The organism is Streptomyces minutiscleroticus, from assembly GCF_014650875.1.
Classification (GTDB): Bacteria; Actinomycetota; Actinomycetes; order Streptomycetales; family Streptomycetaceae; genus Streptomyces; species Streptomyces minutiscleroticus.
The window spans coordinates 101,553-123,718 of the sequence record NZ_BMVU01000001.1 but is presented as its reverse complement, the minus strand read 5'-3'; the positions used below and the strand labels follow the sequence as shown (position 1 = coordinate 123,718).

The 22,166-nt window shown below is 69.6% G+C and carries 10 protein-coding genes and 1 pseudogene; 3 read left to right on the top strand and 8 right to left on the bottom strand.

Going from position 1 to position 22,166, the window contains the following annotated elements; all coding sequences use genetic code 11:
* The first annotated feature begins 231 nt into the window (after positions 1 to 231).
* Positions 232 to 2,346 (top strand): CDP-glycerol glycerophosphotransferase family protein, encoded by a 2,115-nt coding sequence (locus IE271_RS00410; protein WP_190188056.1) that lies wholly within the window; start codon positions 232 to 234, stop codon positions 2,344 to 2,346.
* 77 nt (positions 2,347 to 2,423) lie between these two features.
* Here IE271_RS00410 and galE read toward each other — a convergent pair whose 3' ends face one another.
* Positions 2,424 to 3,410, bottom strand: coding sequence for a UDP-glucose 4-epimerase GalE (gene galE, locus IE271_RS00405; RefSeq protein ID WP_190188055.1), 987 nt, complete (start codon positions 3,408 to 3,410; stop codon positions 2,424 to 2,426).
* A gap of 279 nt (positions 3,411 to 3,689) precedes the next feature.
* On the opposite strand from galE, the gene IE271_RS00400 reads away from it, so the two are divergent.
* Positions 3,690 to 5,930 (top strand): bifunctional glycosyltransferase/CDP-glycerol:glycerophosphate glycerophosphotransferase, encoded by a 2,241-nt coding sequence (locus tag IE271_RS00400; RefSeq protein ID WP_190188054.1) that lies wholly within the window; start codon positions 3,690 to 3,692, stop codon positions 5,928 to 5,930.
* A gap of 31 nt (positions 5,931 to 5,961) precedes the next feature.
* Positions 5,962 to 9,525: a bifunctional glycosyltransferase/CDP-glycerol:glycerophosphate glycerophosphotransferase gene (locus tag IE271_RS00395; protein ID WP_190188053.1), complete on the top strand. Its 3,564-nt coding sequence runs from the start codon at positions 5,962 to 5,964 to the stop codon at positions 9,523 to 9,525.
* Positions 9,526 to 9,603: 78 nt separating this feature from the next.
* Here the strand turns inward: IE271_RS00395 and IE271_RS00390 are convergent, their stop codons facing one another.
* The 7 genes and pseudogenes from IE271_RS00390 to IE271_RS00360 form a co-directional block, all read right to left on the bottom strand.
* Positions 9,604 to 11,649 carry a glycosyltransferase family 4 protein gene (locus IE271_RS00390; protein WP_229919062.1) on the bottom strand — a complete coding sequence of 682 codons (2,046 nt, stop codon included), beginning with the start codon at positions 11,647 to 11,649 and terminating at the stop codon, positions 9,604 to 9,606.
* Positions 11,650 to 11,979: 330 nt separating this feature from the next.
* Positions 11,980 to 12,183, bottom strand: a pseudogene (gene obgE / locus IE271_RS43805) (GTPase ObgE); the annotation flags it as partial.
* Between the two features lie 118 nt (positions 12,184 to 12,301).
* A complete protein-coding gene (obgE, locus tag IE271_RS00380) occupies positions 12,302 to 13,741 on the bottom strand; it encodes a GTPase ObgE (RefSeq protein ID WP_190188052.1) in 1,440 nt (479 codons plus the stop codon).
* A 171-nt stretch (positions 13,742 to 13,912) separates the two neighbouring features.
* The gene (gene rpmA, locus IE271_RS00375) at positions 13,913 to 14,167 is read right to left on the bottom strand and encodes a 50S ribosomal protein L27 (RefSeq protein ID WP_190188051.1); all 255 of its coding nucleotides are present in this window, start codon (positions 14,165 to 14,167) and stop codon (positions 13,913 to 13,915) included.
* A 14-nt stretch (positions 14,168 to 14,181) separates the two neighbouring features.
* A complete protein-coding gene (gene rplU, locus IE271_RS00370; RefSeq protein WP_190188050.1) occupies positions 14,182 to 14,502 on the bottom strand; it encodes a 50S ribosomal protein L21 in 321 nt (106 codons plus the stop codon).
* A 206-nt stretch (positions 14,503 to 14,708) separates the two neighbouring features.
* Positions 14,709 to 15,077, bottom strand: a complete 369-nt coding sequence (locus IE271_RS00365) for a hypothetical protein (RefSeq protein WP_190188049.1) — start codon at positions 15,075 to 15,077, stop codon at positions 14,709 to 14,711.
* Between the two features lie 8 nt (positions 15,078 to 15,085).
* The gene (locus IE271_RS00360) at positions 15,086 to 22,117 is read right to left on the bottom strand and encodes a polymorphic toxin-type HINT domain-containing protein (RefSeq protein WP_190188048.1); all 7,032 of its coding nucleotides are present in this window, start codon (positions 22,115 to 22,117) and stop codon (positions 15,086 to 15,088) included.
* Between the last annotated feature and the right edge of the window lie 49 nt (positions 22,118 to 22,166).

Below are 22,166 nucleotides of genomic sequence, written 5' to 3'. Positions count from 1 at the left end.
ACACCGGAGCGACGCGACGCGATCACCGACACCACAGCACCTTCACAGCGTTTTCCTCTACTGTCGGTGACTGACCACAACCCCGGTGACGAAGATCACTTCGGAATTGTCACAGGGGCGGGCAACCATCTACGGTCTGTCGTCGTCCGCGGCGCAGCGATGTACCTGGAGCCGTGGTCGGCCGCCCCGCGCGGTCTCCCCGTGTCAATCCCGCCGTCAGGAGCTCAGCTCGTGCCCTACGCCGGACCCGTGTCCCGCCGCGCAGTGCAGCTAATGTCACTGTGCGTGATATCCGTGGCATACGCCGCTCAGCTCCTGGGTGCCCTGCTGCCCCATGTGCCCCTCTTCCTTGTCGGGTCCGCGGTGGGCCTCGTTCTCGACATCCTCCTCCAGCAACGCCAGCCGGGACTGCTTGCGCTGCTGGCCAAGGCCCGCTTCGACGTGACGGCGCGACAGCTGCTGCGGGACATGCTGCTCTTCGTGGGGCTGCTGCGGATCGACGGCGTCGGCTCGTTGAGCGAGCAGGCCCCTCTGCTGGTCGGCCTGTGCATCCTGTACGCGTCGCACTTCACCTGCCAGGCCGTGGCCGTGCTGGTGCGCCGCGCCCGGACCCTGCCGATCGTCACGCGGAACATCGACGCCTCCGCACTGAACCTGACGACCGCTCCGCCGCGGCTGCTGGCCCGCCGCCCGAGCCACCGTCTGCTGGCCTTCTCCATGCCCGCCACAGCCGGCCTGCTGGCCACCGCGGCCGACAGGAACGTGCTCTGGGGCGTCCTCGGGATCTGCGTGGCCCTGGTCCTGATGCTGAGCGGTACGGCGTACCTGGCGACCTGGCTGCTCCCGGGGAAGCGAGCGAAGAACGACCAGCAGGTCGTCCAGTGGCTGGATCGGTGGCTGGCCGACTACCGGCCGACTGTCGCCATGTACTTCTCCGGCGGTACGACGTCGGCGTACCAGGCCAACATGTGGCTCTCCACACTGTCCAGGCTGGACGGCAGGCCACTGATCGTGCTGCGCGAGCGCTTCATGATGCAGAAGATCGACGCGACCGACGTGCCGATCATCTGCTTCCCGAAGGTCGCGACGATGTTCTCGCTGGAGGACTCGACGCTGAAGATGATGCTGCACCCTGCCAACGCCGCGAAGACCTCGCAGGTCCTGCGCATCCCTACGATCAAACACGCCTTCATCAACCACGGTGAGAGCGACAAGCTGTCGTCCTGCAACCCGTACGCGAAGGCGTACGACGAGGTGTGGGTCGCGGGGCCGGCCGCGCGCGAGCGCTACGCGCTGGCCGAGGTCGGCGTCGAGGACAAGGACATCGTCGAGGTCGGCCGCCCGCAGCTGGCACCGATCCGCCCCTACTCGGGCGCGCCCACCGGCAGGTACACGACCGTGCTGTACGCCCCCACCTGGGAGGGCTGGGACGGCAACCCGGGCAACACCTCGGTGGTGCTCGCGGGCGAGAACATCGTCCGGCGGCTGCTCGCCGACGACGGCGTGCGCCTGCTGTACAAGCCGCATCCCATGACCGGGTCCGTCGACCCGCGCGCGGGCGCCGCCAACGAGCGGATCAAGGCGATGATCCGAGAGGCCAACAGCCGCCGCTCGGGTGAGCGTCCGGACCCGCAGGCAGCCGCCGAGCTGGCCCGCCGCACCGCCGAGCTGGACGGGCTCACGTCGACGTCGTTCCGTGCCGCCGCGGACGAGATGGAGCGGATGCTGCTCCAGGGTGCTCCCCGGGGCGACCACGAGGCGGCCATCGCGCAGGCCACGGCCGCCTGGGAGAAGGCGTACTGGGCGTCCTTCCCCGAGTGGGAACACCAGATCATCACGAGCGCGCGGCCCGCGATCTTCGCCTGCTTCAACCAGGCGGACCTGCTGATCAGCGATGTCTCGTCGGTGGTCTCCGACTGGCTGTCCAGCGAGAAGCCGTACGCGGTCGCCAACACCTCCGGCTTGAGCGAGGATGCCTTCCGAGCGGGCTTTCCGACCGTGTCGGCGGGTGTCGTCCTCACCCCGTCCGCCGACGGTGTCCCGGACCTGCTGGACTCGGTCCGCCATCCGGAGAAGGACCTGCTCGCCAGTGCCCGCGCGCAGCTCAAGGAGCACTTGCTGGGTCCGTCCGATCCGCCGTCCCTGGTCCGCTTCAACCGGGCCGTCACGGCGCTGTGCGCGAAGGCCGACGAACGGCGCATCCGCATGGGCGCCCGCCTCGCCCATAAGATCCCGGGCCAGCGCGACGACACTTCCCGGCCCCAGAACGCCGCCGCGGGGACCGGGCAGGAGCCCGCCGCCCCCATGGGGACGCCGGACGGTCCGGGCCCGGTGGTGAGCGCCTGACACCTGACGGCGAGAGGGTGCGGCTGCGGATCCGCCGGTCGCCGGCGCCCCCTCTCGCTGTCATGGATGCCCGGTTCTCAGCCGGCCTCGGCCTCCGGGTGGCGCAGGCACCAGCCGGCCCAGGCCGAGGCGACCATGGACCGCACGTCGTACCGCGCGGTCCACCCGAGTTCCTTGGCGATCAGTTCTGCGGAGGCGACGACGCGGGCCGGGTCGCCGGGCCGGCGGCCCACGGTACGCGGCGCCAGGTGGGTGCGGCCCGTGACCGAGCGGATGATCTCGATGAGTTCGGCGACCGAGACGCCCTCGCCACGGCCGATGTTGAGCACGAGCGAGGCGGAGGGGTCGTCCGAGAGCCGGCGGACCGCCGCGACGTGCGCGGAGGCGATGTCCTCGACGTGCACGTAGTCGCGGATGCAGGTGCCGTCGGGCGTGGGGTAGTCGGCGCCGAAGATCAGCGGCTGCTCGTCCGCCGTGAGCTTCTCGAAGACCATGGGGATGACGTTGAACACACCCGCGTCGCCCAGCTCCGGTGCGGCGGCTCCGGCCACGTTGAAGTAGCGCAGTGAGGCGGTCGCCATGCCGTGCGCCCGGCCGACCGCGCCGACCAGCCACTCTCCGGCGAGCTTGGTCTCGCCGTAGGGGCTCATCGGGGCGCAGGGGGTCTCCTCGGTGACCAGCTCGGTGTCGGTCATGCCGTAGACGGCGGCCGAGGAGGAGAAGAGGAAACGGCCCACACCGGCGTCGACGGCGGCCTCCAGCACCGTCCGCAGGCCGTCGACGTTCTCCCGGTAGTAGTGCAGCGGCTGCTCGACCGACTCTCCGACCTGCTTCTTCGCCGCGACGTGCACGATCCCGGTCACTTCGTGATCACGGATGGCGGCGTCCAGTACCGCGCGATCGAGCACGCTCCCCGTGACCAGCGGGACGTCCGCGGGAACCCGGGTGGCGTCCCCGGTGGACAGGTCGTCCAGGACCACGACCGACTCACCGGCGGCCCGCATCTCCCGTACGACGTGCGCACCGATGTAACCGGCGCCCCCCGTGACCATCCACGTCGCCATGTGCTGTCTCTCCCTGCGTGCGTCCGCCTTCGACGCGCACAGCTTACGTCGAGGTTTTCCCCACAACCCCATGACCGGTTATGACCATGTTTGACCGGCGCATCTATGCAGTGATCGTGAGATGTTTAACACTGCTCGACTTCGAGGGCAACTTTTGAGGGCCAATACTTGTCATGCTAACTACTCATGCGTTTCTCATACCGTGGTGACACGCCGGACTCGTCGCCGGTACCCGAGGCCCGGGCGTCCCACTGTATTGGTCCTATGAACAGGTGAAGGATGCCTCGACTGACTCTCGTCGTGCCCGCGTACAACGTGCAGGGCTACATCCGGGACTGCCTGGAGTCGGTGCTCCAGCAGGACTACACGGATTTCGAGGTCATCGGTGTCGATGACTGCTCGCCTGACGCCTCCGGGGCCATCATGGACGAGTTCGCCGCCCGCGACCACCGGGTCCGCGTCCTGCACCTGCCGGAGAACGTCGGCCTCGGCCGCGCCCGCAACGCCGGCATCGCCGAGGCCACCGGCGACTACCTGCTCTTCCTCGACAGCGACGACACCCTGGCGCCCGGCTCGCTGTCCGCCGTCGCCGAGCGGCTGGACGCCACCGGGGACCCGGACGTCCTGATCTACGACTACGCGCGGACCTACTGGGACGGCAGGGTCCGGCCCAACCAGCGCAAGGACCTGCTCCACCAGACCGGGCCCGAGTCCTTCCGGCTGGCGGACCGTCCCCAACTGCTGGACCTGCTGCAGATCGTCTGGAACAAGGCCTACCGCCGCGACTTCGTGCAGCACCACGGCTTCACGTTCCCGCCCGGCTACTACGAGGACGCTCCCTGGACCTACTGCTCCCTGATCACGGCCGAGCGGATCGCCGTGCTGGACCGGGTCTGCGTCCTGTACCGCCAGCGCCGTTCCGGCGGCAACATCCTGCGCACGGTCAGCCGCAAGCACTTCGATGTATTCGACCAGTACAAACGAGTCTTCGACTACCTCGACGAGCACCCGGAACTGGAATCCTGGCGGCCGGCCCTCTTCCGCAAGATGACCGATCACTACCTCACCGTCCTGGACCGTCCCGGACGGCTGCCGCAGGACGCGCGTGCGGAATTCTTCCAGCGGGCGTCGGCCGACTACCGCCGGCTGGAGCCCGCCGGCTTCGTCCGGCCCGGCGGCGTTCGCGGGCACAAGTACGGACTGCTCGCCCTCGGCTCCTACCCGGCCCTGGCCGGCGTCAAGGGGGTCAACAAGGTCCGGTCCTCCCTGCGGCGGACGGCCGGGCGCAGTGTCCTCCGCGCCAAGCGCACGGCGATGAGCATGTTCTACAGCTCCCAGCTGCGGCTCCCGCTGGACGACAAGCTGGCCGTGTTCTCCGCCTACTGGAGCCGCTCCTACGCCTGCAACCCCGCCGCGATCGACGCCGAACTCGCCCGGCTGGCCCCGGACATCCGCCGGGTCTGGGCCGTGAAGGCCGACGACGTGGACCGAATACCCGCCGGGGTCGAGGTGGTCCGGGTCGGCTCGCGGGAGTACTGGAGCGCACTGGCCCGCGCCAAGTACGCCGTCAACAACGTGAACTTCAGTGACGCGATGGTCAAGCGCGAGGGCCAGATCCACCTGCAGACCCATCACGGCACCCCGCTCAAGACCATGGGCCTGGACCAGCGGAGATTTCCCGCATCGGCCAAGGGCATGGACTTCGAGGCGCTGCTCGCGCGGTGCGACCGCTGGGACTACAGCCTCAGCTCCAACCGTTTCTCCACGGCGGTCTGGGAGCGGGTCTACCCCTGCTCGTACACCTCGCTGGAGACCGGTTACCCGCGCAATGACGTACTGGTGAACGCCACGGCGGCCGACGTCCGGCGGGCCCGCCGGGAGCTCGGGCTGCGCGACGACAGCACGGTGTTCCTGTACATGCCGACCCACCGCGAGTACCAGACGGAGTTCACCCCCCGCCTGGACCTGGCGCGGGTCGCCGACAAGCTGGGCCCGGACGTCACCCTGCTGGTGCGCGGCCACTACTTCTACTCCGCCAACCCCTCCGCGCACCTCGCCGAGCTGCGGAAGAGCGGACGGATCATCGACGTCTCGGCGCACCCGCGCGTCGAGGAGCTGTACCTGGCGGCGGACGCGCTGATCACGGACTACTCGTCGGCGATGTTCGACTACGCGGTCCTGGACCGGCCCGTCATCACCTTCGCCGACGACTGGGACGTCTACTCCGCGGTCCGCGGCACCTACTTCGACCTGCTGAAGGAGCCCCCCGGCGCCGTCGCCACGACGCAGGACGAACTCATCGACCTGCTGGCGTCCGGTGCCTGGGACACCGAGCTCACCGACGCCCGGCGCTCCGTCTTCCGCGAGCGCTTCTGCGAATTCGACGACGGCCAAGCGGCCCGGCGCGTCGTGCGCCGGGTGTTCCTGGGCGACACCACCCCGATCCCCTTCGTCCCCCTGGCGGAGCGCACCCCCGTACCCACCCCTGCCCAACTTCGTGAACTGGCTGAACGGGTCTGACGAGCCCCGAGACGAAAGGAACCGAGACCTCATGGCCCCTCGGCTCAGCGTCGTCGTACCGATGTACGACGTCGCCCGATACCTGCCCGCCTGTCTGGACTCCCTCGTTGCGCAGACCATGCCGGATTTCGAGGTCCTCATGGTCGATGACGGGTCGCCCGACGACTCGGCCGAGATAGCCGCCGAGTACGCGGCCCGCGACTCCCGCTTCAAGCTGATCCGCAAAGAGAACGGCGGTCTCGGCGCGGCCCGCAACACGGGCATCCAGCACATGGACCCGCAGTCGCAGTTCCTGACCTTCATCGACAGCGACGACCTGATCCCGCCGGACGCGTACCGGCTGATGGTCGGCAGCCTCGACGAGACCGGCTCCGACTTCGCCACGGGCAACGTGTTCCACCTCAAGGGCGAGAAGTCCTGGCAGGTCCCGCTGATGCGGATGCTCGCGGGCGAGGCTCGTCCGGCGACCCACATCTCCCGGTACGGCAAGCTCGTGGCCGACCGGATCGCCTGCAACAAGGTGTTCCGGCGGACCTTCTGGGAGAAGCACGGCTTCGCCTTCCCCGAGGGCCGGCTGTACGAGGACACGCCCGTCACCATGCGCGCGCACTACCTCGCCGACTCCGTCGACGTGATCTCCGAGCCCTGCTACTACTGGCGGCTGCGCGAGGGCGAGTCCGCCCCCTCGATCACGCAGAACCGCACCAACCCGGCAGGTGTCCGCGACCGCGTCACCTCCGTCATGGAGATCAGCGCCTTCCTGTCCCGTCAGGAGGGCGAGACCTTCGCCCGGCTCAAGCGGGAGTACGACACCCGCGTCCTCCTGGACGACCTGCGCCTGTTTCTGAACGTGGTGCCGGACGGCGACGACGAGTACCGTGCCGAGTTCCTGCGCTCCGCCAACCGCTTCCTCGACAGCATCGACCCGCAGATCGTCATGGCGTTGCCCGCCGCGCTGCGCATCCAGTGGCTGCTGGTCCGCAAGCACAAGCTCGACGAGCTGATCGCACTCCTGGCCGGCCAGCGCCGCCGGGAGGCCGTCGAGGTCAGCGGGGCCCTGCGCAAGTACGCCTCGTTCCCCTCGCTCTCCGACGTCGACCTGGAACTGCCCAAGCAGGCCCTGCGCATCGACCGTGACCTGGAGCTGCGGGCCCCCCTGCAGTCGATCAGCTGGCAGCAGGGCAAGCTGCTGCTGTCCGGCAGCGCCTGGATCGACAAGATCGACCTGCCCAGCAAGCAGTCCTCCGTGAAGGTGCTGCAGCTGCGCAAGGACAAGTCCCGCCGGCGTCTGCTGCTGCGCGCGCACAACGTGCAGCGTCCCGAGATCACGACGGACTCCGGTCAGGACCGCTACACGTACGACTGGGCCGGCTGGGAGGCCACCCTCGACCCCGCGAAGCTGCGCAAGGGGAGCGAGTGGCAGGAGGGCACCTGGCACGTCGGGATCGGCGTCTACGCGTCCGGTCTGGTGCGCCGCGGCGGCATCCAGTCCAGCGGCGGCTCGGACTGCAACTTCCCCCCCTACCAGTGGCTGAGCGCCGACCACCGGTTGCTGCCCAGCATCGAGCGAGGTGCGCTCAAGCTGCGGATCGAGAAGGTCCGCGCACTGATCACCGGCCGCGAGCTCGTCGGCGAGGACATCGTCGTCACCGGCGAGATCCGGGTCCCGCTGGCCGCCGGCGAGACGGTCTCGCTGCGTGTGACCAACCAGAAGGGCGCCGAGGTTCACGAGTACCCGGTGCAGCTGACGGAGCAGGGCTCCCGTACGACGTTCTCGGTGGCCGTGCCGGTGGCCGACGTGGCGCTGGTGTTCCACGCGGGCGTCGACGAGAAGGCCCAGCCGGAGCGGCGCAACTGGTCGACCGTGCTGATCGCGACCAAGGGACAGGGCGAGGAGCGCCGGTTCAGCACCGTGCTCGACGAGTCACTGGCCGACGTGCGCTTCGATCTGCCCGCGTCGCTGGGCGAGCAGGCGCACCTGTGCGAACTCGCCCTCGTCGGCGGGCACACCGGCTACCTGAAGTTCTCCGGCCGCACCCGCCGTGCCGTGATCGAGCGGATCGCGTGCCGCGACGGCCGGATCGTCCTCGAGGGTCACGCCGACCCCCGGCTCGCCGGCTCCGGCTTCCTCCTCAAGCCGCGCAACCGGTTCGAGGAGCGCCCCGCGGACATCGAGTGGACGCCGGACGGCAGGTTCGTCGTCTCGTTCGACCCGTCACGCCTGGGCGGCAACGGCGACCGGCCGATACGTGCGGGCCGCTGGAATCTCTTCCTGCGCCCGGCCGAGGAGGGTGCGCCCGACACCCCGTTCATCATCGACCGGCTCGCCGCGCGCCAGTTCCCGCTCAAGGTGGAGCTGAACGGCCGCACCTACTGGCTCGAGAACCGCTGGGGCGACTTCCCGCAGCTCAACTGCCGTTCCGAACTGAGCGACCTGGAGCGCGGTCCGTTCCGCCAGAAGCAGCTGCGCCGCGAGCTGTACGAGCCGCTCCTGAAGCAGCCGCTGAAGGACCAGGTCTTCTACCTGAGCTACAACGGCAAGCAGTACTCCGACAGCCCCCGCGCCATGCACGAGGAACTGCTGCGCCGCGGCTCGGACCTGAAGCACCTGTGGGCGGTGCGCGACAGCCAGGTCATCCTGCCCGAAGGCGCTGAGCCCGTGCGCATGTGGGGACGTGAGTGGTACGAGGCCCTGGCCTCCAGCCGCTACATCGTCACCAACGGCCACCTGCCCGACTGGATCCAGCGCCGCAAGGGCCAGGCCATCGTGCAGACCTGGCACGGCACGATGCTGAAGAAGATCGGCCACGACATCGACACCCTGCACTTCGACCGGCGCTACCAGGAGAAGCTGGCGCTGGAGGCGAAACAGTGGAGCCTGGTCGTCTCCTCGAACCGGTTCAGCACGCCGATCCTCAAGCGGGCCTTCTCCTATGACGGAGAGATCCTGGAGGCCGGTTACCCGCGCAACGACTACCTGTACTCCGACAACCGGGACGCGATCGCCGCGCAGGTCAAGGAGAGGCTCGGCCTGCCAAAGGGCAAGAAGGTCGTTCTGTACGCACCCACCTGGCGCGACGACCAGGCGCACAGCGCGGGCCAGTTCCTGTTCGATCTGCGGATCGACCTGGAGGACGCGCGGCGCCGGCTCGGTGACGACCACGTCCTGCTGATCCGCCGCCACTCGAACGTGGTGGACCGGGTACCCGGTGCCGGCAACGGGTTCGTCTGGGACGTCTCGGAGTACCCGGACATCGCCGAGCTGTACCTGGCCGCGGACATCCTGGTCACCGACTACTCGTCCGTGATGTTCGACTACGCGCACCTGCGTCGCCCGATGCTCTTCTTCACGTACGACCTGGAGCACTACCGGGACACGCTGCGCGGGTTCTACTTCGACTTCGAGAAGGACTCGCCCGGCCCGCTCGTCGCCACGTCGAAGGAGCTGGTGGATGCGCTGCGCGACATCGACCGCGTGTCCGCCGAGTACCAGGACCGCTTCGAGCGGTTCCACCACCTGTTCTGCGACCTCGACGACGGCCATGCGTCGGCCCGTGTCGTGGACCGGATGATCGAGCAGGCCCGGGAGGAGTGAGCCGGGTACGGCAGGAGGGCCCGGCCCGAGGAGGGATCCTCGGGCCGGGCCCTCCTGCCGTACGGGGTGCGCGCGCTGCTACTTGGTGACGGTCTTCACCGCGAACTGGCTCAACGCCGTGAAGTACGGCCGCAGTTCGGTCCTGCGCCAGCGCGGGCGCGGGGAGGCCGCGTTCTTCCCGTGTACCTGGCGGGCGGCGCGGCGGGCGGCGCGGGCCACGAAGGCCATACTCGGCGCGTCCGGTGCGGGCGTGCGCACCACCGGGCGCGGGAAGGTGAACACGTCGATCGGCTTCAGCACGTCCGTCGCCAGCTTGCCGAGCGCCACGCGCGGTGCGCCCGCGGTGGGCCGCAGCCAGAAGTCCCAGATCACCTCGGCCTCGTCGCCCGCGACATGCGCCTCGACGAGGCGCCCGCAGTCGACCTCTCCGATGAGCGCGCTGCCGCCGTCCGCCCGCACGGTGAAGCTCAGGGACCGGCTCTTGTCCTTGCGCAGAACGGCTTCGAGGACGGCACCCTGCCCCAGCGCGGCACCCCACAGCTCGGCATGGACCGTGATCCGGCGCTCGTCCGTGAGCACCTGCCCGACCTCGACGTGCACATCGCGCAGCGCACTGCGGACGTGCAGCGCGCCGTCCTCGTTCAGGTACGGCAGCAGGACGGCGAGGGCCGCCCCCCGGGGCCTCGGCAGCGTCACGGAGAGCAGATCACGGGTGTCGCAGCCGTATCCGTCGGTGCGCAGCGCCACTTCACGGCCCTCGGCGGTGGCCAGCGACAGCTCCCAGGTGCCTTCAGGCAGCCCGGCGTCCCAGCCGATGACCGCCTCGCCGTCCGCCGTGAGCGGGAAGCGGTGCTCATCGGCGCCCTTGCCCACGCGGCGGACCACGATCTCGGCACCGGTGGCGGAGGCGGGCAGCGGGCCCACGGCCACGTGCACCGAGCCCTGCTCGTCGACCCGGGCCGTCGCGTCCCGCGGCAGCTCCTTGCGGGCGAATGCCTCGGCGATGATCGCCTCGAACCGCTCGCGGGAGGCCGTCTCCTGGAACCGCACCGCGTTGCGCCGGGCCGCCTGCGCCATCGCGTGGCGCCGGTCGTCGTCCTGGATCAGCTCCAGGATCGCCGCGGCCATGGCGTCGGTGTCGCCGCCGGGGACGATCAGGCCGTCCTCGCCGTGCGTGAGGATGTTCCTCGGGCCGTGGTCGGCGTCCGTGCTGACCACGGGCAGTCCCGCCGCCATGGCCTCCACGATGACATTGCCGAACGCCTCCCGCTTGGAGGGCAGGACGAACAGGGACGCCTTGCCGAACTCCGGTGTGACGGGCGCGGCCGGGCCCATCAGCAAGATCTTGTCGTTCAGCCCGAGCTGCTCGATGCGCGCGCGCAGCGCGTTCTTCTCGGTGCCGCTGCCGTAGATCCGCAGCCGCCACTCGGGCTCCTGGGCCAGCACTTTCGCGAACGCCTCGACGAGGGCTGCGTGGTTCTTGTTCACCGTGAGGTGGCCGGCCGATATGACGACCTTGTTGGTTCCCTTGGAGAGCACGGGCGCGGCCGGGACGCAGTTCGGCATGACCGCGAGCCGGTTGCGCACGGCCGGCACCTGGCGGCCGATGGCGTCCACTTCCTCGGGGGTCAGCGCGGTGAGCGCGTCCAGCGCCGAGTACGCGGGAAACAGCCGCTTCTTGATGTCCGCCGCGTAGATGGCGGGCATCGAGTGTTCCTGGGTGACCTTGAGGTAGTCGCCCGTGGCCTGGGCCAGCATGATCGTGTTGCGCGGGCTTGAGCTCACCACCACGTCGGCGTCGGTGGTGTCGAGGTACTCCAGCAGCCGCAGCTCCGCCAGCCGGCTCACCACAGGGGTCTTGGCTCCCTCGTTGAGCGGATAGATCAGCGGGAACTTGTCCGACAGCGGATTGTCGAGGTCCGAGGCCGGCGAGTGAGGGCGCATGTCGCTGAGGACACGGACCCGGACCCTGGGATCCAGCGGGAAGTACGACTCGTCCCGCACCTTCCGCAGGGCCACGATCTCGACCTCGTGACGCTCGGCGAGCGCACCCGCCAGGTTCTGGGTCGCACTGACCACGCCGCCCATGTGGCACAGGTCCCGGACCAGGAATGCAATCTTCACTTCACGGCTCTCTCTCCTGCTCGCAGCCTCCGCTGCACATCCGTGGCCACATGCACACGGGCTGCCCACAATTTATTCGGACTGTTCGATGAGGAGCCCACTGTCGTGTCACGATTGTGGATCGGCTTCGGGGAGCAGAACGGCCCGAAGCCGTCGAGCCGCTGCCGCAGCTCGTCCCATGCCGTCCGCCGGTCGCGCCGGTGCCGCCGGGCGGGCGCGGTGCCTTCGGACGGCGCTTCTCCCCACGGCGACCGAACGTCTCGGCGTCCGCCGTCATGCTGGGCCCCGGTCCAGGAGGCCCCGGCCCAGGACGACCGCGTCGTCCATGGCCTTCGGGCGGATGACGAGGCGCGGCCGGTTTCCCCGGCCCGCCCCGTACTCCTTCGACTCGGTCTCGATCACGTCCAGGCCGAGGATCGGGTCGCGGCCGGACCGCGGAGTCGCCGTGTCCAGGACGTGCGCGGGCACGCTGCACCGCTCGACGTGGCGCAGAGACCGCAGGCCGAGGCCCCTGCCCCGGCTGGCGCCCGGGAGCGGAACCTTCGTCCTCCTGGACCGGCCCGCCGCCATGGCCGAAGCGGCGGCAGCGGCGGTGCGGGCCCGCGCCGACGGACCGGACAGCCACCGGTTCCGCCGGGCGCCGGCGACGGTCCTACGCGAACGGGTCGAAACCCTCGTACGCCTGTTCCACCTCGTCGCGCTCCGCCTGGCGGTCGCGGCGGCGCTGGACGGCGGGGCGCGGCGCCTCGAAGCGGTGGTCCTCGCCGCGCCGGCCGAGCATCTCCGCGCCGGCCGTGACCGAGGGCTCCCAGTCGAAGACGACCGCGTTCTCCTCGGGGCCGATGGCGACGCCGTCGCCCGCGCGGGCGCCCGCCTTCATCAGCTCCTCCTCGACGCCGAGGCGGTTGAGCCGGTCGGCGAGGTAGCCGACCGCCTCGTCGTTGCTGAAGTCGGTCTGGCGGATCCAGCGCTCCGGCTTCTCGCCGCGGACGCGGTAGAGGCCGTCCTCCTCGCGCACGACGGAGAAGCCGGAGTCGTCGACGGCCTTCGGCCGGATGACGATGCGGGTCGCCTCCTCCTCCGGCCGGGCCGCGCGGGCCTTCGCCACCAGGTCGGCCAGGGCGAAGGACAGCTCCTTCAGGCCGGTGTGGGCCACGGCGGACACCTCGAAGACGCGGTAGCCGCGCGCCTCCAGATCGGGCCGGACCATCTCGGCCAGGTCCTTGCCGTCCGGTACGTCGATCTTGTTGAGGACCACCAGGCGCGGGCGGTCGCCGAGGCCGCCGTACTGCCGCAGCTCCTCCTCGATGACGTCGAGGTCGGAGAGCGGGTCGCGGTCCGACTCCAGGGTCGCGGTGTCCAGCACGTGCACGAGGACCGAGCAGCGCTCGACGTGGCGCAGGAACTCCAGGCCGAGGCCCCTGCCCTGGCTGGCGCCGGGGATGAGGCCGGGCACGTCGGCGACCGTGTAGACGGTGGAGCCCGCCGTGACCACGCCCAGGTTCGGCACGAGCGTCGTGAACGGGTAGTCGGCGATCTTCGGCTTGGCGGCGCTGAGCACCGAGATCAGCGAGGACTTGCCCGCGCTCGGGTAGCCCACGAGCGCCACGTCGGCGACGGTCTTCAGCTCCAGGACGACGTCCCGCAGGTCGCCCGGCTCGCCGAGCAGCGCGAAGCCGGGGGCCTTGCGGCGGGCCGAGGCCAGCGCGGCGTTGCCGAGCCCGCCGCGGCCGCCCTGCGCGGCGACGAACGAGGTGCCGTGCCCGACGAGGTCGGCGAGCACGTTGCCCGCCTTGTCGAGCACCACGGTGCCGTCCGGGACCGGCAGGATCAGGTCCTGGCCGTCCTTGCCGGAGCGGTTGCCGCCCTCGCCGGGCTTGCCGTTGGTGGCCTTGCGGTGGGGGGCGTGGTGGTAGTCCAGGAGCGTGGTGACGGACTGGTCGACGACCAGGATCACGTCACCGCCGCGGCCGCCGTTCCCGCCGTCGGGCCCGCCGAGCGGCTTGAACTTCTCCCGGTGCACGGAGGCACAGCCGTGGCCTCCGTTACCCGCGGCGACGTGCAGCTCGACGCGGTCCACGAAGGTGGTCATGGTGTCGTGCCTCCAGCAACGTAAGGGGATGGGGGTGCGCCCTCGGCCGGGCGCGTGTCTCTCAGGTGAACAAACGAAGGGCGGACCCGCTTCCCGCACGCGATCCGAGATCCGTACGGGAAGACGAGGTCCGCCCTCGCGAAGAACTCTGTTCTACGGAGCCTGGGTGAGTCAGGCGACCGGAACGATGTTCACGACCTTGCGGCCGCGGTGGGTACCGAACTCCACCGAGCCGGCGGCCAGCGCGAACAGCGTGTCGTCCTTGCCACGGCCGACGCCCGCGCCGGGGTGGAAGTGGGTGCCACGCTGGCGGACCAGGATCTCACCGGCGTTGACGACCTGACCGCCGAAGCGCTTCACGCCGAGCCGCTGAGCGTTGGAGTCGCGACCGTTCCGGGTGGACGATGCGCCCTTCTTGTGTGCCATCTCTCCTCAGTCCCTTACTTCGCAGCCGTGGGGATCTCAGTGACCTTGATCGCCGTGTACTGCTGGCGGTGGCCCTGACGACGGCGGTAGCCGGTCTTGTTCTTGTAGCGCAGGATGTCGATCTTCGCGCCCTTGGTGTGGTCCACGACCTCGGCCAGGACCTTGATGCCGTCAAGAACCCACGGGTCGCTCGTCACGGCGTCGCCGTCGACGACGAGCAGGGTCGAGAGCTCGACCGTGTCGCCGGGCTTGGCGGTGGAAATCTTGTCAACCTCAACGATGTCGCCGACAGCAACCTTGTGCTGGCGACCACCGCTGCGCACGATGGCGTACACGCGGATCTCTCTCTCGCTCGGAACGGCACCCCCGCAGTCCAGCCGCCCGGGAACAGTCACGGGCAGCCTCTCCTCGGACACCGGGGCGCCCGGGAGGAAGAGGTTTACGGGGATGTGGCGCGCCAGTCGACACGCCGACGGTCTAGGTTACGGGGCCCGGCTTGAGGGGTCAAACCGGGCCCCGTCTCCAGGGAGGGAAGAAGTCGCTAGCGCTCGCCGTCCAAGCGGCGTGGCTCCGACCGGATGCCGTATCGGCGCGCCACGACCGTGACCCCTTCGACGGCGTCCGACAGCGCAGTCGTGAGTCTGTGGAGCTCGGCGACACGCTGGTCGATGTCAGTGGCCGCCACCACCGCTTGCCAGGCCGTCCTGTAGGCGTCCTCCAGCATCAGCAGTTCCTCGGCGATATCGGCCCGCTCTGCCAGTGAGAGACCGGCTCGCCCCTGCATGCCCATGCTCAGTTGGGCCTGGGCCGAAATCAGGTCACCTACCAGACGTATATGGGTCACTCCCACCTTTTTGCTCAGGAGGATCTCGGCGAGCACCGCATTCCAGTGCTCTTTCTCGTCAGCCAATGGAGCCCCTATCCCAGCGTTCGTTTGAGAGCGATCATGCCTCGCGCGCCCGCTGGTATGTCTACGCCGCCTTCTCTCAGAATCGCCACACAGTAGGTGACACAACTGTTGTGGATACCGTCGTATGGACCGAGATCCGCACCCATCGTGTCGCGCTGCGCTTGCAGGGCCGCCCGCGCGTTGGGAAGCCGGAACGTCCGCTCGACGACGTTCGGTCCCAGAGGTTCGGCGACCGCACCAGTGGTGGGGTAGCCGTTGGGGCTGTCCGTGCCGTCCCAACCGTTGACGACCTGCTCCGTCTCGAACGGCTTTTCCCCGTCGACCTCCACCCTGATAGTGGCGTGCTCCATGTCCTCGTCCCAGCGCACCGTGGCCGTGCCCTCGTCGCAGTTGTGCACCAGCAGCGGTGTGCCGCCCGCCAGCACGTAGTACGCGTGGATCCCGGTGACCGTCAGGTCGTGGGTGCGCTGACGCTTGTCGAAGGTGCGGACGGCCGTGATCTCGACCGCCTCGCCGTTCGGCGTGTGCAGGCGCATGCCCGGCTCGAGGTCACCGGCCTCGATCCACGCCTGCTCGGAGTCCGACCAGAAGGGGTGGGTCGTGGTGGAGATCAGGGCCTCGGACTTGCCGGAGCCGTCCTTGACCGTCAGGTCGACGAAGTGCTTGTCGTCCTCGGTGACGATCGTGCCGACGACCTCGCGTACGGTGGTCCTTCCCGTCTCCGGGTCCGTGACGGTGATGCTGTCGCCGAGCTCGACGTTCTCGATCGGTTTGGTCTTGCCGTCGGCGAGCAGCACCTTCGTGCCCGGGAGGAAGCTGTGCTTCCCCCCGGTCAAGCAGGACCCGCCTTCTTCTGTCTTCTTCCGTTTCTTGAGTGCCTCCGCCGCCTTCTTCCTCGCGTCCGCGAGCTTGTCCGCGGCCTTCGCGAGCCCGGCCTTCGCCTTGCCCAGTGCCTTGTTCGCCTTGTACAGGTCCTTGGCGCCGCCGATCAGGTCGCCGACCAGGCCCGTCACCCGCTTGGCGAGCTTGAGGCCCTTCGCCCAGTTCCACGGCGCGCCGTACTTGGCGAGGACCTTGCCCGCCAGACCGCCCGCGAAGCTGCCGGCGATGTTGAGCAGGGTCTCGCCGCAGGCGCCGACGTCGCCGCTGGAGATGCAGTCCAGGGCCGCGTCCACGCCCAGGATGTCCCGGACGATCTTGACGAGGGCCTTGCCCGCCGACTTGATGCGCTGCTTGGCCGACGACTGCTGGCTCTGCGCCACCTGGACCTGCCAGGAGGCGTTGTCGTGGTCCGACTGGGCCTTGTCGACCGGGTCCCTCTTGGTGCTGGAGACGGGGAGGCCGCCCCGGCACTCGATCAGCCCCTGCAGGCACTCCGGGATGGCCATGCCGCTGGGGTCCGCGTGCGTGACCGGGGAGTTGTTGGCGTAGGCGTAGCCGTTGATCTGCTGCGGCTGGGTGTAGTCGATGACCGGGTCGACCGAGATGAACTTGCCGATCGTCGCGTCGTACTCCCGTGCGCCCAGGTGTGTCAGGCCGGTCGAGGCGTCGATCGTGCCGCCGACGAAGCCCTTCTCACCCGGCCAGCTGCCGGTCTTCTCGCCGCGCTCCACGCCGAAGGGGTCGAAGCGGCGCTGGGAGATCGCGCCGGTCGCGGCGTCGATCGCCACCTCACCCGTGCCGTGGTGGTCGGAGGCGATGAAGGAGAGCTTGCCGCCGCCGCGGACGGCGACCGTCTGGCCGGCGTAGTCGTAGTAGCGGGTGGCCTCCTTCTTGGTGCCGTCCGCCGACAGCTTCAGCTCCATGCCGGGGAGGTAGACGGTCGTGCCCGAGGAGTCCTTGCGCACGAGGCGGCTGCCCGAGCCGTCGTAGAGGTAGCTGGTCCTCGAGCCGTTCGCCTCGGTGACCTCGCTCAGCTTCCCGGTGTCGGTCCAGGCCAGGGACTGGGCGTCGCCGCCGATCGTGCGCTTGGTGGTGTTGCCCGCGTCGTCGTACTCGTACGTCGACTGCCGGTCGCCGGTCGGGGTCTTCTCGACGACCTTCGTGACCTGGTGCGGGCCGTCGCCGAGGGCGCCCGCGCCGCCGTACTCGTAGCTGCGGGTGATGTTCTTCGCCGCGTTCAGGCCGGTGTCGTGGACGGTCTCGGAGACGCGGTTGCCGATGGCGTCGGTCTCGTACGACTTCCAGTACGGCGCCGGGCCGCCGAGCGCGCTCGAACCGGGGGCGGACCCGCACGCCTCCGGGCCGGTGCCGTCCAGCGGCGCGGTGGAGCCGCGCGTTCCGGTGCCGGCCGCGGTCGTCGCGGTGGCCGTCGGGGTCCACGCGTCCGTCAGCCGCTGGCGGCTGTCGTAGGCGAAGCACTGCACGTCCGGCGAGGCGGAGTTCGCCGTGTCCGCGATGGACAGGACGTTGCCCGCCTGGTCGTAGGAGTAGTTCGACTCCTTGGCCGGGGCGGTCGCGCCGTAGACGTCGACCACCGAGCGGGTGAGCCGGTCGGTGCCCTTCTCGTAGTCGTAGGTCTGCCAGACCTTCTTGCCACTGCCCGTGAACAGCTCCAGCTGCTGCAGTTGGCTGTTCTTGGAGTAGGTGGTGCTGGTGACGTACGAGTCAGTGGCCGATCTCATCGTCATCGGTCGCTGGAGGGCGTCGTACGTGTATGTCAGGTTCTCCGCCGGCAGGTCACCGATGGCGGGCAGGCCGGTGGTCTGGAGCGTCCCGTCCCGGTTGTAGGTGGAGGTGAACTCGTAGGTGCCGGCCAGGGAACCCTGCGAGGCCGGTACCTGGTAGGCGGTCTTCAGCGGGCGGTAGAACTCGTCCATCGACTGGACGGCGCTGGCGAAGTACTCCGTCGGGGAGGTGTAGCTCAGGAAGCCGTACGCCTGGCCCAGCCAGCCGGCCTTGTCGTACCTCGTCTCCGTCAGCTTGGTGCCGGTGCCGGCGTCCCCCTGCCAGGTGGTGGTGACGCGGCCCAGCTTGTCGTACACCGTGGACGTCTTCTTGTTCCGGCCGTCGTACGTGACGACCGGCCGGTCCAGCTCGTCGTACTCCGTGCGCGAGGTTCCCGCGTCCGGGTCGATCGACGTCTTCTTGCGGCCCAGCTGGTCGTACTCGTACCGCCACACGTTGCCCTTGGCGTCGGTGACCGTCTCCAGCCGGCCGGCCGGAGTGTAGGTGTACTTCGTCGAGTCGTACGGCACACCCACGCCCGGCGAGGAGCCCCGGTAGTGGCGGATCTCCGACGTGTTGCCCTGGCCGTCGGTGATCGTCGTGGTGGGCACGCCGCCGTTCGGCGGGTCGACGTGCGTCAGCTCACCGTCGTACGTCGTCTTGGTGCGCCACTGCTCGACGCCGCTGACCGCGAAGATCTCCGCAGTGGTGCGGCCCAGACCGTCGTACTCCAGCAGGCTCTGCTGGCCGACCTCGCCGTTGTGGACCAGCAGCAGCTCGTCCGAGGCGGCGCCGGCGGCGTTGTACGTCGAGTTGGTCTTCTTGACGTTCCCGGTGCCGTCGTAGAACGTGTCGGCGACCATGCGGGTGCCGTCCGCGCCCTCGGTCTGGATCTGGCGGGGACGCAGCAGGCTGTCGAAGAGCTCGTACTCGGCGCCGTAGGAGCCGTCGTTCTCGATCTTCTCGGTCTTGATCGAGGTGACCTTGTCCTTGCGGACGTTGTACGAGTACTTGATGCTCGGCGTCTGGTCCCTGCCCTTGTCCCGGTCCGCCAGCCAGACGGAGGTCAGGCGGCCCAGCGCGTCGTAGGCGAGGTCCGTGCGCTTGCCGTTCGGGTCGGTCTGGCCCGCCGACATGCCCCAGGCGGGGGCGTAGTCGGTGACGGTCGCGTGACCGAGGGCGTTGGTGACCTTGGTCTGCGTCAGCAGGCCGTTGGTCTCGGTGTAGACGGTGGTCGTCGCGTCCGTCGTCCCGATCTGCTTGGCGTCCTTCTGGGACAGCGGGCGGCCGAAGGCGTCGTAGGTCGTGACGCCGGTGACCTGGTACGTCGCCGTCTTCCCGTCGTGGGACGTCAGCCGCTCGGTCTTCGTCGCGTCACCCTTCGTGGGCGCCGCGCCGAACGCGCCGCCGTCGTAGGAGGTGCGCTCGTCGGCCAGGACCTGCGTCTTGCGGTCCGGGGTGGCCGAGCATCCGACCGACACCGACTCGCTGCGCGCGGGCAGCGAGAGGATGTTCTTCGCCGTGTTGTCCGCGTAGGTGGTGCGGGTGCAGGTGTCGTCCTTGGTGGTGGAGACGTCGCCCTGGTCGTCGACCGTCAGCACGCGGCCGGTGCCGTTGGAGGTGTCGTACGTCGTCGTCGACTTCGTCTCGCGCCAGGTCCCGTCGGACTTCAGGCTGAAGCCGCGGCCGGTCTGGGTGCGCACGATCGCCGCGCGGGTGGTGCCCCAGTCACGGGTCTGCGTGGCGGTGTAGTGCTTCCAGGGGGTGTCGATCGTCCTGGCGACCAGCTTGTCGCCGTCGTAGGCGGCGACCTCCAGCTGGTGACCGGTGAACTCCTCGTCGTCGGTGTACTCGGCGCCGGTGGAGTCCTCGACCTTCACCGAGCGGGTCTTGCCGTCGGCGTCCTTGTCGCCGTCCATGCCCTGCAGGAACGTGTAGTCGACGCGGGTGGTCTGCTGGTCGGAGGTACCGCTGGTGACCTTGACCTTGCCGTAGCCCTGCCAGCCGCCCCAGGTCAGGTACTTGGCGTCGGTGATGCCGTCCGGCTTCGCCTTACGCCAGGCCGCGTCGCCCTGGTAGTCGTAGCGGGTGACCATCGCGTCGCTGCCGCCGGTGCGGTCGGTCTCGACGACCGCGGAGACGACGTACTTGTGGAACCAGTCGGTGATCGGGTCGAGGTAGCCCGGCGGGGCCCACTTCACCGGGTAGCAGCGCTTCGTCGACTCGCCCGGCCTGGGCAGCGTGCTCTTCGTGCAGTTCGCCGGCGCGTAGTTGACGTCGAGCTGGGCTCCGGTCTCGCTGAGGACGGCGGAGAGCCGGTAGCGGTGGAAGGGCGCGATGTTGTCGCCGATCGCGTCGACCCGGTTGGCGAGCTGCTCGCCGAAGAGCTCGACGGAGGGCAGCTTCACGGCCGTGCCGGCCCGGCCCTCGTGGTCGATCTTCGACAGCCACAGGGTCTTGGAGTCGTCGCCGTTGTCGGTGAACAGGTGGGTGAGGGTCCAGGCGTCCACGTCCGAGTAGGTCGTGGCGTCCTTGCGCATCTGCGTGACGATCGACGTCAGCCGCTTGGTGGTGAAGAAGGTCTGGACGGGCGAGGTGCACTTGGCGTCGGCCTTGCACTCCTGGTCGACCGGGACGTCCGGCCAGTGGGAGGCGTTCGCCTTGGTGCGCTTGCTCTCCGCGCAGTCGAAGGCGTCGGTGGGCAGGCAGCGCTCGGCGGTGTTGAAGACGATCCGGGCCGGTGCCTTCGCCGCGTAGACCTTGTTGTCCTGCTGGCCGTAGTCGATGCGCTCGAGGTAGCCGCCGCGGTGGTACGCGGTGCCGTTGGCGTCCGTCTTGCCGTTGAGCGCGTAGTAGTTGGTCTCGCGGTCGTAGTAGTAGGACATCACGTTGCCGTGGGTGTCCTTGACGTAGTCCAGGCTCCAGCGCCAGGCCTGCTTGCAGTGGGCACTGGTGAAGGTGGCGTTGTAGCAGGGCTCACCGGAGTCGTCGCCGAAGACCGGCGCCGTCCAGACGGAGTCGGTCTCCTCGTTGCCCGAGGCCCAGCCCGGCAGGCGGTTCAGGCCGAACCAGTACTCGGTGCCCTCGGGCGTCGTGATCTTCCAGTGCTCGCCCTTGTCGTCCGCGCCGCCCTCGTCGCCGTTGGTGGCGCCGGTCAGCCGCTCGACCTTGGTGCCGTCGTCGGTCGACATGTGCCACTTGCCGGTGTCGTCGTCCTTGACCAGCTCGCCGGACGTGCCGTTGAGCATGACGGTGGCGTTCTCGAACGCCCAGCACTGCTCGCCCGAGTTGCTGTGGCCGTCGTCGGAGCACGGCTTGTAGCGGCGCTCGATATAGCCCGGGTCGTAGGAGAAGCCCTCACCGATCCAGGAGCCCTGGTTGTTGGTGGCCGCGGTGCGGCCGTCCGCCGACTGCGACGAGTAGCCGAGGCCCACGGTGGGGGTCAGGCCGCCCGGGGTCGGGACCGAGCGCAGCGGGTAGTTCCAGTTGAACGCGCCGGAGGAGGTGGCGATGCTCCAGCTCGCCGACGGGGACAGGGCGGTCGCCTTGTAGGTGCCCTGCGCGCTCGACGGGCCCGCCGCGACCGCGACCAGGGACGTCGCGTCGGCCGCCATGGTGGAGACGCCCTCGGCGGGGGCCGGGGCGACGGTCACGTCGGCGGAGACGGTGCCGGCCTCCACGTCGTTCACCGTCGGCAGCACCTCGGGCTGCTGCGGGCAGTCCTCGCTGCCCGGTGCGGCGACGGTCGCGCAGTCCGGGAGCTGGACGAGACGGAGGCGGGAGGCGTAGGAGCCGCCGAAGCCCTCGGCGAACCGGGAGTAGTCGACGGTCAGGCGGACCTTGGCGGCCTCGTCCGCGCCGTCGGCGCGCTCGACGCCGAGGAGGACGCCGGCGCCGAGCTTCGCGGCGCGCTTCGGGTCCAGGACGTCGACCCGGACCTTGCCCGGCGCCTCGGTGCTCTTGCTTGCGGTGCTTCTGCTTCCGGTGCCGTCGGCCTCGGTGCCCTTGGCTCCGGTGTCGTCGGCCTTCGCGCCGGCCCTGCCCTCGGTTCCGGCCTGCGTCGTGCCCTCGGCCCGGCGGACCTCGACCGGCAGACCGCCCGCTTCCGCGGCGGTCCCCAGCTTCAGCTCGGCGCCGCCCCGCCTGGGCCACACCGCCTTGTCGAGCCCCTCGACCGCGGCCTTGCGCGCCGGGTCGGAGGGGCGGGGCTTGCTCTTGGCGGCGAATCCCTTCGCGGGATCACCGTCGTCCTGGACGCCGGGGCGGCTGGTGCGGCCCCGGGCGCCGTCGTCGAGCGCCACCGCCTGCACCGACGAGGCGGACAGCGCGAGCGAGAGCCCGAGCACTGTCGCGACCACCGTCGATCTGGGCATGCGGCGGCTCAATGAGCGGCCACGGAAGAACATCGGACAACTCCCTGGT